The sequence below is a fragment of the Streptomyces sp. NBC_00669 genome (assembly GCF_036226785.1).
Classification (GTDB): domain Bacteria; phylum Actinomycetota; class Actinomycetes; order Streptomycetales; family Streptomycetaceae; genus Actinacidiphila.
This window is the reverse complement of sequence record NZ_CP109018.1, coordinates 8,188,620-8,204,465: the sequence shown is the minus strand read 5'-3', so window position 1 is coordinate 8,204,465 and position 15,846 is coordinate 8,188,620. Positions and strand designations below refer to the sequence as shown.

General features: G+C 73.0%; 14 protein-coding genes. 2 read left to right on the top strand and 12 right to left on the bottom strand.

The genetic code is table 11. The features are described from left to right. Positions 1–219: 219 nt before the first annotated feature. The 3 genes from OG896_RS34670 to OG896_RS34660 all read right to left on the bottom strand — a co-directional run bounded on the left by OG896_RS34670 (position 220) and on the right by OG896_RS34660 (position 4,449). On the bottom strand, positions 220–1,470 hold the full coding sequence (locus tag OG896_RS34670; protein ID WP_329371721.1) for a carbohydrate-binding protein: 1,251 nt from the start codon (positions 1,468–1,470) through the stop codon (positions 220–222). A 254-nt stretch (positions 1,471–1,724) separates the two neighbouring features. Next, entirely contained in the window at positions 1,725–3,149 is a 1,425-nt protein-coding gene (locus OG896_RS34665; protein WP_329371719.1) for a C39 family peptidase, read from the bottom strand. A gap of 160 nt (positions 3,150–3,309) precedes the next feature. Continuing rightward, on the bottom strand, positions 3,310–4,449 hold the full coding sequence (locus OG896_RS34660; protein ID WP_329371718.1) for a M24 family metallopeptidase: 1,140 nt from the start codon (positions 4,447–4,449) through the stop codon (positions 3,310–3,312). 297 nt (positions 4,450–4,746) lie between these two features. On the opposite strand from OG896_RS34660, the gene OG896_RS34655 reads away from it, so the two are divergent. Together OG896_RS34655 and OG896_RS34650 are read left to right on the top strand one after the other, a co-directional pair. Next, on the top strand, positions 4,747–5,364 hold the full coding sequence (locus OG896_RS34655) for a uridine kinase family protein (protein WP_329374453.1): 618 nt from the start codon (positions 4,747–4,749) through the stop codon (positions 5,362–5,364). 504 nt (positions 5,365–5,868) lie between these two features. Beyond that, complete coding sequence (locus tag OG896_RS34650) at positions 5,869–7,791, top strand: AAA family ATPase (RefSeq protein WP_329371717.1); 1,923 nt, start codon at positions 5,869–5,871, stop codon at positions 7,789–7,791. A gap of 98 nt (positions 7,792–7,889) precedes the next feature. On the opposite strand, the gene OG896_RS34645 is transcribed toward OG896_RS34650, so the two are convergent. The 9 genes from OG896_RS34645 to OG896_RS34605 all read right to left on the bottom strand — a co-directional run bounded on the left by OG896_RS34645 (position 7,890) and on the right by OG896_RS34605 (position 15,846). Continuing rightward, positions 7,890–9,005: a hemolysin family protein gene (locus OG896_RS34645; RefSeq protein ID WP_329371715.1), complete on the bottom strand. Its 1,116-nt coding sequence runs from the start codon at positions 9,003–9,005 to the stop codon at positions 7,890–7,892. Continuing rightward, complete coding sequence (locus OG896_RS34640) at positions 9,002–10,414, bottom strand: hemolysin family protein (protein WP_329371713.1); 1,413 nt, start codon at positions 10,412–10,414, stop codon at positions 9,002–9,004. Before OG896_RS34640 ends, OG896_RS34645 begins: the two co-directional genes overlap by 4 nt. Before the next feature lie 307 nt (positions 10,415–10,721). Continuing rightward, positions 10,722–11,216: a PH domain-containing protein gene (locus OG896_RS34635; protein WP_328461399.1), complete on the bottom strand. Its 495-nt coding sequence runs from the start codon at positions 11,214–11,216 to the stop codon at positions 10,722–10,724. 2 nt (positions 11,217–11,218) lie between these two features. Then, complete coding sequence (gene hisG, locus OG896_RS34630; protein WP_328461400.1) at positions 11,219–12,067, bottom strand: ATP phosphoribosyltransferase; 849 nt, start codon at positions 12,065–12,067, stop codon at positions 11,219–11,221. Positions 12,068–12,230: 163 nt separating this feature from the next. Further along, complete coding sequence (locus OG896_RS34625; protein WP_103887687.1) at positions 12,231–12,503, bottom strand: phosphoribosyl-ATP diphosphatase; 273 nt, start codon at positions 12,501–12,503, stop codon at positions 12,231–12,233. Positions 12,504–12,561: 58 nt separating this feature from the next. Beyond that, a complete protein-coding gene (gene ribH / locus OG896_RS34620; RefSeq protein WP_328461401.1) occupies positions 12,562–13,047 on the bottom strand; it encodes a 6,7-dimethyl-8-ribityllumazine synthase in 486 nt (161 codons plus the stop codon). Then, entirely contained in the window at positions 13,044–14,507 is a 1,464-nt protein-coding gene (locus OG896_RS34615) for a bifunctional 3,4-dihydroxy-2-butanone-4-phosphate synthase/GTP cyclohydrolase II (RefSeq protein ID WP_443057196.1), read from the bottom strand. Before OG896_RS34615 ends, ribH begins: the two co-directional genes overlap by 4 nt. After that, positions 14,504–15,187: a nicotinamide mononucleotide transporter family protein gene (locus tag OG896_RS34610; protein WP_329371709.1), complete on the bottom strand. Its 684-nt coding sequence runs from the start codon at positions 15,185–15,187 to the stop codon at positions 14,504–14,506. Before OG896_RS34610 ends, OG896_RS34615 begins: the two co-directional genes overlap by 4 nt. Continuing rightward, positions 15,184–15,846, bottom strand: a complete 663-nt coding sequence (locus OG896_RS34605) for a riboflavin synthase (RefSeq protein WP_329371707.1) — start codon at positions 15,844–15,846, stop codon at positions 15,184–15,186. Before OG896_RS34605 ends, OG896_RS34610 begins: the two co-directional genes overlap by 4 nt.

The following is a 15,846-nucleotide window of genomic DNA, read 5'->3' as shown; positions in this document are numbered from 1 at the left end:
GGTTACTGATCACATGTTCGGAGTGAAGCACATAACCGGAAAAGCGAGGTCCGTTTTGGTCGGCTACCACCGGCATGTGCATATGCGAAAACGCGCACGTGCGGAGATGCGCACCCAGCCGAAAGGGCCCGTGGCGCAAGCGCGCCACGGGCCCGACCTCGGCTTTCGAGGTCCGTGCGGATCAGTGCTGCGACCGGCGCGTGCGCCGGCCCTGACGGCTCAGCAGGCGCCCTCGTCCTTCCACACGCCCCACTCACCGGTGGTGCCGGGCTGCTCGTTCGTGGTCCACCACTGCGCGAGCCACTTGTGGCCGCCGTACGAGACCTCGTCGCCGCCGTTGTAGACCGCGGACGCGCTCCAGGCGGACACGCTCGCGCAGTCGCCGCCGCCCGGCGGGCTGGTGGGCGGGGTGGTGGGCGGCGTGGTCGGCGGGTCGGTGGGCGGGGTCGCGCCGGCGAACTTCACGGAGTACTTGGCGAAGTCCCAGGCGCCCTGCGGAACCGAGCTGCACGTACCGGACGTGGTGCCGTTGTTGTCCGGCGGGGTGCACTGGCGGTCGCGGTTGAGCGACCAGAAGGTGAAGCGGCCCATGCCGTGGCTGGTGGCGTAGTCCAGCACGGTCTGGAAGTCCGCCTGGTAGAAGTACTCCCCCGAGTCACTGCGGCCGTTCATGCCGGAGAAGCCCTCGTGGGCGTAGGCGGTGGCGGCGTCCCAACCGAAGGTGCTCTGGAGCAGCCCGTTGAACGCGGTCAGGGCCGCGGTCTGGGAGGCGGCGCCGCTGAAGCCGCCGTCGAACGGCATGATGGAGAAGTTGTTCGGGGTGAAGCCGAGCGACTTGGCCTCGTTGAGCATCTGCTGGCCGAACCAGCCGGTGCCGGCCGCGGTGCCCGCGGTGGTGACCGAGATGTAGATGCCGGGGTTGTTCCGCTGCAGGATCTGGGCGGCGCCCAGCTCGTTGGCGACCGCCGCGGTGTTCTCGTACTCCGGCTCCTCCAGGTCGAAGTCGATCGCCTTGAGCTGGTACTTGGTGACGACCTGCTGGTACGCGGCCGCGGTCGAGGCCGCGTCGGAACACGCCTGGCCGAGCTTGGTGCCGCCGTAGCCGCCGATCGAGACGGAGACGTCGCCGCCCTTGGCGCGGATCGCGGCGATGGTGCTCGCGACCGAGGTGTCCGAGGAGACCGCGTTGGTGCCGCCCCAGGTGGGGCTGCACCCGCCGCCGTTGGGGGCGAGGATGAAGGCGAGCTGGAACGCCTTGAGCCCGGTGGCGTCCATGATCGCGGTGGCGTCCGGCGGGTCGTTGTCCAGCGGCATCAGATAGGGCGCGGCGGCGTACCAGTTGTTGCCGAGCGCGCTCGCGGTGGGTGCCGCGCTGGCCTGGCCGGTGCCGAGGGCGGCGGCGGTACCCAGCCCGGCGACGGCGAGCACCGCGGCGGCCACTCCCGTGCCGAGGGCTTTGAGACGGTTCACGTCGGACCTCCTGTGGGGGAACGTGGCAGCAGGTTCCTGCGATGATCCGAACACGTCAATAGGTTGGTCCAGACCTTTGGGTCAATCCACAAATTGGTCTCTACCAGTTGGACCACGTGAAAAGGGCCCCGACCCCGCGGAAGACGCGGGACCGGGGCCCTGGAGCTGTCGTGCCGTCGAACCGTCAGCTGTCGTGCCGTCAGCCGTCATGCCGTCAGCTGTGGAGCCGTCAGCCGTCCAGCCGTCGACCGGACTCAGACGACGCCGACGGAGGCGAGCGCGCGCTTCTGCCCGGGGCTCGGCTTCGCCGGGAAGTACAGGTACACCACGCCGCCGGAGCCGGAGCCGACCGAGCCGGTCGCGGTGATCCGCTTCGTCCGCAGCCACACCGTCTCGAACTGGGCGCGCTTGTAGACGTTGCGCACCGCGTCGTCGCTCTCGCTGGCCGGGTCGTTCATGATCACGTCGCCCTCGGCGGTGAAGCCGACCATGCACATCAGGTGGCCCGAGGTGCTGTAGTTGGACCCGTCCAGCTCGCTGGCCAGGAACGACTGTGACGTTATCACCGGGATGCCGGCCTTGATCAGCCGCTCCGCGTCGTTGAGCGAGTGCAACTGGGTGACGACGCCCTGCATGTCCTTGTACGTGGCCGCGTAGGCCGCGTTGAACGGCCAGTTGCCACAGCCCTCGTACTGGTAGTCGTAGGTGTAGCGGGCGCCCTGGTCGACCTGCGGGTCGGCGTAGGAGGGGTCCACCCAGGCCAGGTCGGCCGCGGTCGGGCCGCGGCCCCAGTACTCGATGCACATGGTGGACGAGGTGGGGCTGCACCACGCCTCGCCGCCGTTGTCGTACTGCGGGTACTGGCCCTTGTGGATGTCCTGCGAGTAGCGCGGCACCGGCAGTTCGACGGCGCCCTTCAGGCTCGGCACGGACGCGGGCACCGTGTAGCGGTCGGGGATGTTCGAGGCGAACGCGCCGACCCGCCACACGGTCGGGGTGTCGTGGCTGCCGGGCTTGCGGTAGAGGGTGACCCGCAGCCGGTAGGAGGCGAGCAGCTTGCCCGCAGTGGCGTCGTCGATGGAGAACGTGTCGGTGTAGATGCTGCTGGTGTCGTCGCCCTGGTCGTCGACGGAGGTGCGGCGGATGTCCTCGTCGCTGTCGCCGGAGGTCCAGCGGCCCATCACGTAGGCCGGGGTGGCGGTGCCGTCGGTGTACGTGCCCAGCAGCTCCACCTGAATCCAGGTGCCCGCGGGTGTCCGCGCGTTCCACGAGGAGACCAGCTCGGTGGCGGGGTGCGGGAGCTTGCGCGCCGGCGACGTCCAGGAGGCGTACTCGTACGTGGCGGTCTTGCCGGTGTGCGGGTCGGTGTAGTCCGACGTGCCGGCCGGGCGGACGATCCGCACCCCGGGGCGGGAGCCGGGCACCGGGAGGGTGCCCTGGTGCTCGCCGAACAGCCAGTCGGGGTAGGTGCTCCAGCCGTGGTAGTCGACCGGCGCGGGGTCGGCCGCGGCGGCGCCGCCCTTGCCGCCGCTGTGCGCGGCCCGCCCCGCGGCGGTCCCGGTGCCGGCCGGCGCGGCGGCCGGGGCGGCGGAAGCGGTCTGCGCGTTCGAGGCGGCGACGCCGGCCGCGGCGGCGAGCGCGGCGGTCAGCACGGCACGCCGGGGCGCGTTACTGGTCATGATGGGTGGTACCTCGGTTCCCCTCGACGTGAACGGGAGATGGCCCGTCCGGGCCCTGCTGGGGCACGGTGGGTGCCGACCACTATCGTCGCTGACCGGGTCGTTCCACCAGGGGTGCCGTGTTCCCAGACCGATCAATATTGGACTGGACCACTGGCGGTCACCCGGGAAGAACCACCAGGTCACGCCCGGTCAGATTGAGCCGCTCGCCGCCTTCTTCGGTGCACACCGCGATGTCCTCGATGCGCGCGCCGAACCGGCCGGGCAGGTAGATCCCCGGCTCGACCGAGAACGCCATCCCCGGCTCCAGCGGCCGGGCGCTGCCCGTCACGATGTACGGCTCCTCGTGGGTCTCCAGGCCGATGCCGTGGCCGGTGCGGTGGATGAAGTGCTCGCCGTACCCGGCCGCGGCGATCCGGTCCCGGCCCACCGCGTCGAGCTGCTCCGCGGTGATCCCGGGGCGCACCGCGGCCGTCTGCGCGGTCTGGGCGGCGAGCAGCACCTCGTACAACTCCCGGAACGCGGCGGGCGGTTCGCCGACCGCGTAGGTGCGGGTGGAGTCCGAGCAGTACCCGTCGGGGGTGGTGCCGCCGATGTCCACCACCACCGGGTCGCCGGACTTCACCACCCGGTCGGAGACCTCGTGGTGCGGGCTGGCGCCGTTCGGTCCCGAGCCGACGATCACGAAGTCGACGGTGGCGTGGCCGGCCGCGATGATCGCGTCGGCGATGTCCTTGCCGATCTCGCGTTCGGTGCGGCCGGGCCGCAACCACTCGCCGATCCGGCGGTGCACCCGGTCGATCGCCGCGCCCGCCCGGCGCAGCGCCTCGACCTCGGCGGGGCTCTTGCGCATCCGCAGCACCGACAGCACGTCACCGGCCAGGCCCGCCTGGGCGGCGGGCAGCGCGGCCTGGAAGGCGAGCAGCTTCTCGGCCCACATGTGGTTGTCGACCGCGAAACGGGTGACGTGCGGCGGCAGTCGCCGGGCGATCATCGCGTACGCGTCGTCGGTCTCGGCGAAGCCGGTGATCTCCACGCCGAGGGCGCCGGCCGGGGACGCCTCGGCGGCCGCCTTCTCCAGTTCGGGCACCACCAGGAACGGGTCGCCGGCCGCCGGCAGCACCAGGCACGTCAGCCGTTCCAGCGGCAGGGCCTGATACCCGGTCAGATAGCGGAGGTCGGCGCCCGGGGAGACGAGGAGGGCGTCCAGCCCGGCGTCCTCGGCGGCCTGGCGGGCCCGGGCCAGTCGCTCCGGCGGAAACAGTTCGGCTGCGCCGGCCTTGCCGGTGGATTCGCTCACCCCCCTACGGTAGACGGCCGCGCCGCGCCGCGCCGGAAGGACGTCCGACCGTTTCGGCCGGCTCGACGCGGGACGGCGCCCCATGCGGGGCGGTGCGACGCGGGACGGTGCCCGACGCGAGACGGTGCCCGACGCGAGACCGGGGGCCCGGCCCGGGAAGGCGCCCGGCGCACGGTGCCCGGCGCGAGAGGGCGCCCGGCCCGGGGCGCCGGCCCACCGTTGCGGCAGCCACTCCCCCGCGGGGGCGCCGGGCGGGCGGCTCGGCGAGGCGGGCCGTATGGTCGCGGGGTGGCGGATATGACGTTGACGGAGATGGCCGCGGGCATGGACGGCCTGGCGCCGTCGTGCGGCCGGACCCGGCTGATCGCGGTGGACGGTCACGCGGGTGCCGGAAAGACCACCCTCGCCAGGCACCTCGCGGCGGCGCTCGGCGGCAGCCCGGTCGTCCACACGGACGACCTGGCCACGCACGAGCAGCCGTTCGACTGGACCGGCCGGCTGGCGACGCAGGTGCTCGGCCCGCTCGGCGCCGGCCGAGGCGCGGTGCACGAGGTCTACGACTGGCACGCGCGCCGGTTCGCGGGCGAGCAGACGGTGGACGCGGCGCCCTGCGTCGTGCTGGAAGGCGTCGGCACCGGCCGGGCCGCGCTGCGGCCCCACCTCGCGCTGGTGCTGTGGCTGGAGGTCGGCCCGGCCGAGGCGCGGCGGCGCGGACTGCGCCGGGACGGGCCGGAGTTGACCCCGTTCTGGACCGGCTGGACCGCCGCCGAGGACGCGCACTTCGCCGCCGACCCGACCCGCCCCTACGCCGACCTCCTGGTCCACCAGGACCAGGAAGGCGGCTACCGGTTCACCCCGGGCCCCGCGCCCCGCGCGGCGCAGCACCCGAACCCCGCCGACCGCTACGGTCGGTGAGCATCCGATGCCTGCCCGCTGCGGACCCCGACGGCCGGACCCGCGCCGGTCGGACCCGGTCGGCGAGCGATCGCAAGCGATCGGCGACCGCGCGCGATCTCGTCACGAACGGGCTTCCGCGATCGCTTGACCGGCCGGGTATCGAGAGATTACGTTTTCAACCAGCGGCGTTGCGCAGCCGCTCAGCAGACACGGAGCCCCCGATTGTTCCCCCGTGATCGGGGGCTTCGTCCTGCTCTCCGCGCCGTTCGCCACGCTGCCGGCGCGCCCTTCTCCTCACCCACCGTGACGACACGGCACCTCAAGGTCCCCTCCCCCGGCACGCCGTGCTCCCCCGTCCCGCTTGCCTCGGCACCCTACGGTGATCGGACCATCGCGGGTACGATGCGCGAAGGGGTCGGTGCGGTGCCTGGGGGGTATCGCAGTCTGCTCAACTCCCGCCCGTTGGCCACGGGTTGGGGCGTGCGTGTCCGCGAGGCGGGGGGACGGAGTGGTGGGGACTTGATGGACTTCGGCACCGACCGCCCGGGCGCGCCGGCCGATCTGGCCTGGTTGCGCGGGGTGGACGCGTACACGATGGGCGCTTACGTGCAGGCCGAGGAGGAGTTCAGGACCGCGGTCCGGCTGGACCCGGGCATGGCCGACGCGTGGCTGGGCCTGCACGCGCTGCGCGCCGACACCTCCACCGCGCTGCTCCAGATGTACCGGCACCGCGACCGCTTCGGCGAGCAGCGCGCCGCCCACCGCCGCACCCTCAACTCCTGGTACTGGCTGGGCTGGTGGGTGCAGCCGGTGCTGGAGACCAGCCGCGACCTGCTGCTCGCGCACGCCTCGCACTGGCTGGACGGCCGCCATGTCGCCGAACTGGACCGGGCGTTGGCCGACTGCCCGCCGGTGGACACCGACCCGCAGGTGCGTTTCCTGCACGCCTGCCGCGCCTACCTGGTCAAGGACTGGGAGCGGCTGGTCCGGCACACCGAACCGCTGCTCGGCGACACCGTACTCGGCATCGAGGCGGGGCTGTTCGGCGGAATGGCCCGGGTCCGGCTGGAGATGTGCGGCCAGGCCGAACCGCTGCTGTCCGCCGCGCTGATGCGCTGCCGCAGCGAGCAGCCGCAGCGCAAGGAGCTGCGCTACTGGCTCGCCCGGGCCTACGAGGGCACCGGCCGCAGCGCCGCCGCCGTACCGCTCTACCGCGCCGTGCACCGGGTCGACGCGTCCTTCATGGACACCTCCGCCCGGCTCGCCGCGATCCACGAGTCCGACGACGGCCTCGACGAGGGCGCGGGACTGGCCGCGGTCTCGCTGGCCGGGGGTGGCGGCCAGGCCGTGCCCGAAGGGGGCGACCCGGACGGCGGCTACCCCGTCGACTTCCCGCCCGACCCGTCGGCGGCCACCGGCCCGGGCCCCGACGCCGAGTTGGACGAGTCACTGCTGATGTCCGGGCCGCTGGACGACGCGGTACGCGACCGGGCCGCGCCGCCGGCCGGCGGCGCGGCGGCCACCGGCGCGGCCGGACTGCCGCTCGGCGGCTCCGACTCCGTGCTGCTCGCCGAGGCGCTCGCCGAACTGGACCGGATGGTCGGTCTTGAGCCGGTCAAGCGCCAAGTGCGGGCGCTGTCGGCCCAGTTGCGGATGGCCCGGCTGCGGGCCGGGCAGGGCCTGCCGGTCCAGCCGCCGAAACGGCACTTCGTCTTCTCCGGCCCCTCCGGCACCGGCAAGACCACCGTCGCCCGTATCCTCGGCCGGGTCTTCTACGCCCTCGGCCTGCTCGGCGGCGATCACCTGGTCGAGGCCCAACGCTCCGACCTGGTCGGCGAGTTCCTCGGGCAGACCGCGGTGAAGGCGAACGAGCTGATCGACTCCGCGCTCGGCGGGGTGCTCTTCGTGGACGAGGCGTACGCCCTGTCCAACTCCGGCTACAGCAAGGGCGACGCCTACGGCGACGAGGCGCTCCAGGTGCTCCTCAAGCGCGCCGAGGACAACCGGGACCGGCTCGTGGTGATCCTGGCGGGCTACCCCGAGGGCATGGACCGGCTGCTCGCGGCGAACCCCGGACTCAGCTCGCGCTTCACCACCCGGGTGGACTTCCCCAGTTACCGTCCGCAGGAGCTGACCCGGATCGGTGAGGTGCTCGCCGGCGAGAACGGCGACCGGTGGGACGACGAGGCGCTCGACGAGCTCGGCGCGATCAGCGGGCATGTCGTCGACCAGGGATGGGTCGACGAACTCGGCAACGGGCGCTTACTGCGGACCCTTTACGAGAAGAGCTGCGCCTATCGGGATCTGCGGCTGTCGGAGTACCCGGCCGCACCGAGCCGCGACGAGCTGGCCACGCTGCGCCTGCCGGACCTCATGCAGGCGTACGGCGAGGTGCTCTCGGGGCGGGGCCCCGGGGCCCCGCCCCCGGCCGACCCGACGGAGTGACGCCCGCGGGCGGCACCGCTCGCCGGACCGGGCCCGGGGACAGGGCCTGGGGACGCGGTTCGGGACATGACCCGGGGACATGACCCGGCGGCCAGGGCTCAGCGCACCAGTTCACCCGGCGAGGTGCCTTCGGCGGCCGGGCCCGGGAGCGGCACCCCGTTCTTCCGCGGGGACGCCCGGTGCGCGGGGTCCCGGACCTCGCCGACCAGCTTTTCGAGCACGTCCTCCAGGGCGACCAGGCCGAGCACCCGCCCGTTCGCGTCGGTGACGGACGCGAGATGGGTGGCGGCGCGGCGCATGGAAGTGAGGGCGTCGTCGAGCGGAAGGTCGGCGCGGAGGGTGGCCATCGGGCGCCAGAGCCGCTGCGGCACCGGCTGGTCGGGGTCCTCGACGTCGAGGATGTCCTTGACGTGGAGGTAGCCGAGATAGCCGGAACCGCCGGAGGCGTCCGCGCCGGCGGCCACCGGGAAGCGGGAGTAGCCGGTCCGCACGGTCAGCGCCTCGATCTCGCGGGCGGTGGCCCCCGGGCCGAGCGTGACCAGCTCGTCCGGGGTGAGCAGGACCTCCGTGACCGGGCGGGTGCCCAGCTCCAGGGCGTCCTCCAGCCGCTCCTGCTCGTCGGAGTCGAGCAGCCCCGCGGCGCGCGCGTCCTCGACCAGGACGGTCAGCTCGGCGCTGGTGAACACCGCGTCGACCTCGTCCTTCGGCTCGACCCGGAACGCCCGCAGGATGAGCCGGGCGCACGACCCGAGCACCGCGATCACCGGGCGGAAAACCCGGGCGAACCCGACCAGCCCGGGGGCGAGCCGCAGCGCGGCCTTCTCCGGGTCGGACATCGCCAGGTTCTTCGGCACCATCTCGCCGATCACCAGGTGCAGGAAGACCACGATGGCCAGCGCCAGCACGTAGCCGATCGGGTGCACCAGGTCGTGCGGGACATGGACGGCGGAGAAGGCGGGCTCCACCAAGTGGGCGACGGTCGGTTCGGCGACCGCGCCGAGGGTCAGCGAGCAGACGGTGACGCCGAACTGCGCGGCGGCCATCATCTGCGGCAGGTGCTCCAGCCCGTACAGGACGGTACGGGCGGCGCGCTGCTCCGCGGCGTGCGGCTCGATCTGGCTGCGGCGCACGGAGACGAGCGCGAACTCGGCGCCGACGAAGAAGCCGTTGCCGAGCACGAGCAGCACGGCGAACAGGAGTTGGAGTGCGCTCATCGCTGGTCGTCCCCCTCGACGCCCTCGACGCCGGCGGCACGGACAGCACCCGCGGCACCCGCGGCGCAGCCGGCGCCGTCGTCCGGTCCGTCGTCGGGTCCTGACGGTGCGGTCCGCACGATCCTGACGCGTTCGGCCCGGTGGTGGCCGACCTCCTCGACGCGCAGCAGCCAGCCGGGCAGGTCGGCGGTGTCGCCGACCTCGGGGATGCGGCCGAGCAGGTCGGCGACGAGACCGGCGACGGTCTCGTAGGGGCCCTCGGGCGCGGCCATGCCTATCCGGGCGAGGGTGTCGATCCGGCAGCCGCCGTCCGCCGCCCACGCCGGGTGGCCGTCCTCGGCCGGCGCCTGGGCGAGTTCGGGCAGGTCGGCGGTGTCGTGCTCGTCGCGGACCTCGCCGACCAGCTCCTCGACGATGTCCTCGAGGGTGACCACGCCGGCGGTGCCGCCGTACTCGTCGACGACCACCGCGATCGGCTGCTGGCTGCGCAGCAGTTCCAGCAGGTGCTGGACCGGCAGCGTCTCGGGCACCAGCAGCGGGGCGACGGCGATCCGCGACACAGGGGTGCGGTCGCGCGCGTCGGCGGCCACCGCGAGCGCGTCCTTGAGGTGCACCATGCCGGTGGTGTCGTCCAGCCGCTCGCGGTAGACGGGGAACCGGGACAGGCCGGTGGCGCGGGTGAGGTTGAGGACGTCGGCGGCGGTCGCGGTGTCCTCCAGGGCACTGACCCGCACCCGGGGAGTCATCACGTTCTCCGCGGTGAGGTCGCCGAGCGACAGGGTGCGCACGAACAGGTCGGCGGTGTCCGGCTCCAGGGCGCCGGCGAGCGCGGAGTGCCGGGCCAGCGAGACCAGTTCGCCGGGGGTGCGGGCGGAGGCCAGCTCGTCGGTGGGCTCCACGCCGAGCATCCGCACCAGGCGGTTCGCGGCGCGGTTGAGCAGCTCGATCACCGGGCGGAAGGCGCTGGAGAAGGCCCGCTGCGGGCCGGCCACCATCCGTGCGACGGCCAGCGGGCGGGAGACCGCCCAGTTCTTCGGTACGAGTTCGCCGATCACCATCTGCACGCCGGAGGCGACCATCATGCCGATCACCACGGCGAAGCCGGGGGCGGCGCCTTCCGGCAGGCCGGCGGCGTGCAGCGGGTCCTCCAGCAGGTCGCCGAGCGCGGGCTCGGCGAGCATGCCGACGACCAGCGAGGTGATGGTGATGCCGAGCTGGGTGCCGGAGAGCTGGAAGGAGAGTTTCCGCAGGGCGGCGACCACGCTGCGGGCTCTGCGGTCGCCCTCTGCCGCGGCCCGCTCGGCGGCGGGGCGCTCCACCGTCACCAGGCCGAACTCGGCGGCGACGAAGAAGCCGTTGGCGAGGATCAGAACGAATGCTGCCGCGAGCAGCAGCAACGGGGTGCTCATGAGGCCGCCGCCCCGCGTTTCCGGTGGGAGTTCCGGGCGGGAGGGGCGGCGCAAGTACTACCGGACGGTTCGTCCATCGGGGTGTGAGTGTCACTCCTCGGGTGGGCGCCGCGCGGGGCAGCGCCGGGGTGGGTGGGCGCGGTCGAGTGCGCTTGGTGAACCAGGGTAGTCACTGCGGGCGCGCCCGCGAAGTGACGGTGCCCACCCGGCGGAAGACGGCTGCCCCCGCGGGGACGGGGTGCTCTCGGGACAGACGGTCGCCCCGGCGCCGGGGCGGGGGCACCGCGGCCCCTTGGGGATGGCCCCCTTACGAGGACGGGGCCTCGCCCAGCGCTTCCACCAGCTCACGCAGCCTCCGGGCGTCGCGCACCGCGCGCCCCCGGGCGATCCCGGGCTGAATCCCCATCACCGCCAGGGTCGTGCCGTCGGCGAGGTCGAGGCGGACCCAGGCGTCGCCGTGCCCGAGGTTGACCCCGAGCACCTCGGCCCAGGCCAGCCGCCGCCGCACCGTGAGGTTCACCACGGTGAGCCCGCTGGTGTCGGCGACGGCCTTCGGCCGGCTCAGCAGCGTCAGCCCCGCACCGATCAGCACGGCCGTGCCGACCACGGTGCCGCGCTCGGCGGTGCTCCAGGGCGAGGCGCCGTCATGCGGCATGAGCACCGCGACGCTGGTCAGCACCACGACGATCGCCACGGCGAGTGTGAGCAGCACCACACGGGTGACGACCGGCCGGAAGGTGATCGGCAGGTCGTCCGGCGCGGCAGCGGCGGCCGTGGGGTGTTCGGCCGGGGCGCCGGGCATCGTCACAGCCGGGCGGCGTGGATGCCGGTGGTCAGGATGGCGCGGGCGCCCAGGTCGTAGAGCTGGTCCATGATGAGCTGGGCCTCGGCGGTGGGCACCATCGCGCGGACCGCGACCCAGCCCTCGTGGTGCAGCGGGGAGACGGTGGGCGATTCGAGCCCGGGGGTCAGCGCGACGGCCTTCTCGACCTGCTCGACGCGGATGTCGTAGTCCATCATCACGTACCGCCGCGCGACCAGGACGCCTTGCAGGCGGCGCAGGAACTTCCGCACGTCGACGTCGTCGGGCTCGGCGCCGGTGCGGCGGATGACGACGGCCTCGGACTCCATGATCGGCTCGCCGAACGCCTCCAGGCCGGCGATGCGCAGCGAGGTGCCGGTCTCCACCACGTCGGCGATGACCTGGGCGACGCCGAGCTGGATCGCGGTCTCCACGGCGCCGTCGAGGTGGACGACGGAGGCGGCCACGCCGCTGTCGGCGAGGTGCTTGGCGACCACGCCCTCGTAGGAGGTGGCGACGGTCAGCCCGGCCAGGTCGGTCACGTCGCTCGCGGTGCCGGGCTTGGCGGCGTACCGGAACGTCGAGCGGGCGAAGCCGAGTTGCAGGATCTCCTCGGCGCTCGCCCCGGAGTCCAGCAGCAGGTCGCGGCCGGTGATGCCGATGTCGAGCCGGCCGGAGCTGACGTAGATCGCGATGTCGCGCGGGCGCAGGTAGAAGAACTCGACGTCGTTCACGTTGTCGAACAGGACGAGTTCCTTGGACTCCTTGCGCTGGCGGTAGCCGGCCTCATGGAGCATGGCCGCCGCGGGTCCGGAGAGTGCACCCTTGTTCGGTACGGCGATGCGCAGCATGGGGTCGGGTTCCTTTTCTTCGTCGGGTTCTTCGAGTACGGCGGATGTGCCGGACGTGCCGGCTTCATCGGTGGTGCGGGGGGGACTCGCGGCGGTACGGGTCCGCGGGAGACGCGGACCCGCCGCGCGTGCGCGGTGCGCCGGGCGTACGGTGCCGCCCGGCTCACAGATGGGCGTAGACGTCCTCCAGGGAGATCCCGCGCGCCACCATCATCACCTGAACGTGGTACAGCAGCTGCGAGATCTCCTCGGCGGTCGCGTCCGGACCTTCGTACTCGGCCGCCATCCACACCTCGGCGGCCTCTTCGACCACCTTCTTGCCGATCGCGTGCACGCCCTTCCCGACCAGTTCGGCGGTGCGGGAAGTGCTGGGGTCGCCGGTGGCGGCCTTCTGCCGGAGCTCGCTGAACAGCTCCTCGAATGTCTTGTCAGCCATGGTGGTCCCTAGCGTACGGGGAAGTGCCCGGGGACCATCGCCATGGTTCGGATGCTGGTCACCGCCACGGTTCGGAGACCGAGCGCAGGATGGCCGCGGTGGCCACCGCGGCGGTCACCGCTTCGTGGCCCTTGTCCTCGGTGGAGCCGGGCAAGCCGGCCCGGTCCAGCGCCTGCTCCTCGTTGTCGCAGGTGAGGATGCCGAAGCCGACCGGGACTCCGGTCTCCACGGAGACCTGGGTGAGCCCGGCGGTGACGCCCTGCGAGACGTACTCGAAGTGCGGGGTGCCGCCGCGGATGATCACGCCGAGGGCGACGATCGCGTCGTAGCCGCGGCCGGCCAGCACCTTGGCGACGACGGGCAGTTCGAAGCTGCCCGGCACCCGCAGCAGGGTCGGCTCCTCGATGCCGAGGTCGCGCAGGGCGCGGACCGCCCCGTCCACGAGGCCGTCCATCACCTGGGTGTGCCACTGCGCCGCGATGACGGCGACCCGCAGGTCACCGCAGTTCTTCACGGTCAGTTCCGGGGCGCCCTTGCCGCTCACTTCTCTCCTCGGGTAGTGCTTCGGGTGGTGGTGCCGGGGGTGCTGCTTCGGGTGGTGCTGCTTCGGGTGGTGGTGCTTCGGCTGGTGCTGTGGCCCGCGACGGTCTCGGGCAGGGCGCCGGGGACGGCCGCTTCGCCGTCGAGCCACGGCAGTTCGTGGCCCATCCGGTCCCGCTTGGTGCGCAGGTACCGCACGTTGTGCTCACCCGCGACGACCGGCATCGGCACGCGGGAGAGCACCTCCAGGCCGTGTCCGACCAGTGCCGCGGACTTCGCCGGGTTGTTCGTCATCAGCCGCAGCGAGCGCACTCCGAGGTCGGTGAGGATGTGCGCGGCGGCGGCGTAGTCGCGGGCGTCGGCGGGCAGGCCGAGTTCGAGGTTGGCGTCGAGCGTGTCGCGGCCGCGCTCCTGGAGTTCGTACGCGCGCAGCTTCGACATCAGGCCGATGCCGCGGCCTTCGTGGCCGCGCAGGTAGAGCACCACGCCGCGGCCGGCGGCGGCGACCTCGCGCAGCGCGGTCTGGAGTTGCGGGCCGCAGTCGCAGCGCAGCGAGCCGAAGACGTCGCCGGTCAGGCACTCGGAGTGCACCCGGACCAGGACGTCGGTGCCGTCGCCGAGGTCGCCGGCGACCAGCGCGACATGCTCGGCGCCGTCGGCGGGGACGCGGTAGCCGTACGCGCGGAACTCGCCGTAGGCGGTGGGCAGTCGGGTGCTGGCCTCGCGGCGCACCTCGGCCTGCTCGGCGCGGCGGTAGGCGATCAGGGCCTCGATGGAGATGATCGCCAGGCCGTGCTTGCGGGCGAAGGGCACCAGCTCGGGGAGCCGGGCCATGGTGCCGTCCTCGAGGGCGATCTCCACGATGGCCGCGGCCGGCCGCAGTCCGGCCAGCCGGGCGAGGTCGACGCCCGCCTCGGTGTGGCCGGCCCGCTCCAGCACCCCGCCGGGGCGGGCGGCGAGCGGGAAGACATGGCCGGGCCGGACGAAGTCGTCGGCGCGCGCGGCCGGGTCGGCGAGCAGCCGGATGGTGGCGGCGCGGTCGGCGGCGGAGATGCCGGTGGTCACGCCGTGCGCACCGCTCGCGTCCACGGACACGGTGAACGCGGTGCGCATGGACTCGGTGTTGGACTCCACCATCTGCGGCAGTTCCAGCCGGTCCAGCTCCGGGCTCTCCATCGGCACGCAGACCAGGCCGCGGCACTCGTTCATCATGAAGGCGACGATCTGCGGGGTGATCCGCTCGGCGGCCACGACGAGGTCGCCCTCGTTCTCCCGGTCCTCGTCGTCGACGACCACCACGGGGCGGCCCGCGGCGATGTCGGCGATGGCCCGCTCGACCGGGTCGAGCACGAGGTCATCAAGGTCGTCGAGACCGTCGGAGGCGTCGACCGCGGTGGGCCCGTCGGGGACGCCGCTGTCGATGCGGTGCTGCCAGGGGTCGTGCGGTGCGGTCACGGTGGTCATGCCGTCGCTCCTTCCGCGGTGGTGACGGGCTGCCGCGGCTGCGGGCCGCCCTGCTCGCCGGCGGTGCGCCGCGTCTGCTGCCACCAGGCGTACATCCCGGCGATCACCAGGACGAAGTAGATGATGTAGACCAGGCCGGAGAACGGCAGCCCGCTGTGGAAGTTCAGCGGCACGCCGACCAGGTCGACGGCCAGCCAGGCGAACCAGAACTCGACCCAGCCGCGGGCCTGCGCGTACATCGCGGCGAGGGTGCCGACGAAGATGTAGGCGTCCGGCCACGGGTTCCACGAGAGCTTCGGGTAGGCGAGGAAGAGCGAGGCGACCGCCACGGTGCCCAGGCCGGTGGCGAGCACCAGGACGGCCCGCTCGCGCCAGGTGGCGAAGCGGATGGCGAGCCGGCCGGCGCTCCCGCCGCTGCCGCGCCGCCACTGGAACCAGCCCCACACCGCGACGGTGATCACCACGAGCTGCTTGCCGACGCCGCCGCCGAGGTGCGCGCCCCAGAACGCGGCCACCAGCACCACGCCGGAGAGCAGTTGGACCGGCCAGGTCAGCATGGCCCGCCGCCAGCCGAGCGCGAGGGCGGCCAGGCCGAGCAGGTTGCCGATCATGTCGGACCACACCACGTGCTGGTCGAACGCGGTGAACGCCTGGCTGTTCAGCCAGTGCACGATGCTCACCGGCCGGCCCCCGTCCGCCGGTCGTCGTCACGGTCGGTCGCGCGGTCGGCGTCACGGTCGGTGGCGCGGTCGGCGCCGCCGAGCATCCGCTCGACGTACTTGGCGATGACGTCCACTTCGAGGTTGACCGGGTCGCCCGGCTGCTTGATGCCGAGCGTGGTCAGCGCGAGGGTGGTCGGGATGAGGCTGACGGTGAAGAAGTCCGCTGCCGCGTCGACCACGGTCAGGCTGATCCCGTCGACGGTGATGGAGCCCTTCTCGACCACGTAGCGGGCGAGTTCGGCGGGCAGCGCGATCTTGACGATCTCCCAGTGCTCGCCGGGGACGCGCTCCAGCACGGTGCCGGTGCCGTCCACGTGGCCCTGCACGAGGTGGCCGCCGAGCCGGCCGCCGAGCGCCATCGGCCGCTCCAGGTTGACCCGGGAGCCGGGGGCGAGCGCGCCGAGGCTGGAGCGTTTGAGCGTCTCGGCCATCACGTCGGCGGTGAAGGCGCCGTCGGGCAGGTCCACGACGGTCAGGCAGACCCCGTTGACGGCGATGGAGTCACCGTGTTTCGCGCCTTCGGTGACGACGGGTCCGCTTACGGTGAAGCGGGACGCGTCGCCCAGGTCCTCGACGGCGGTGATCTCGCCCAGCTCTTCCACGATTCCGGTGAACAC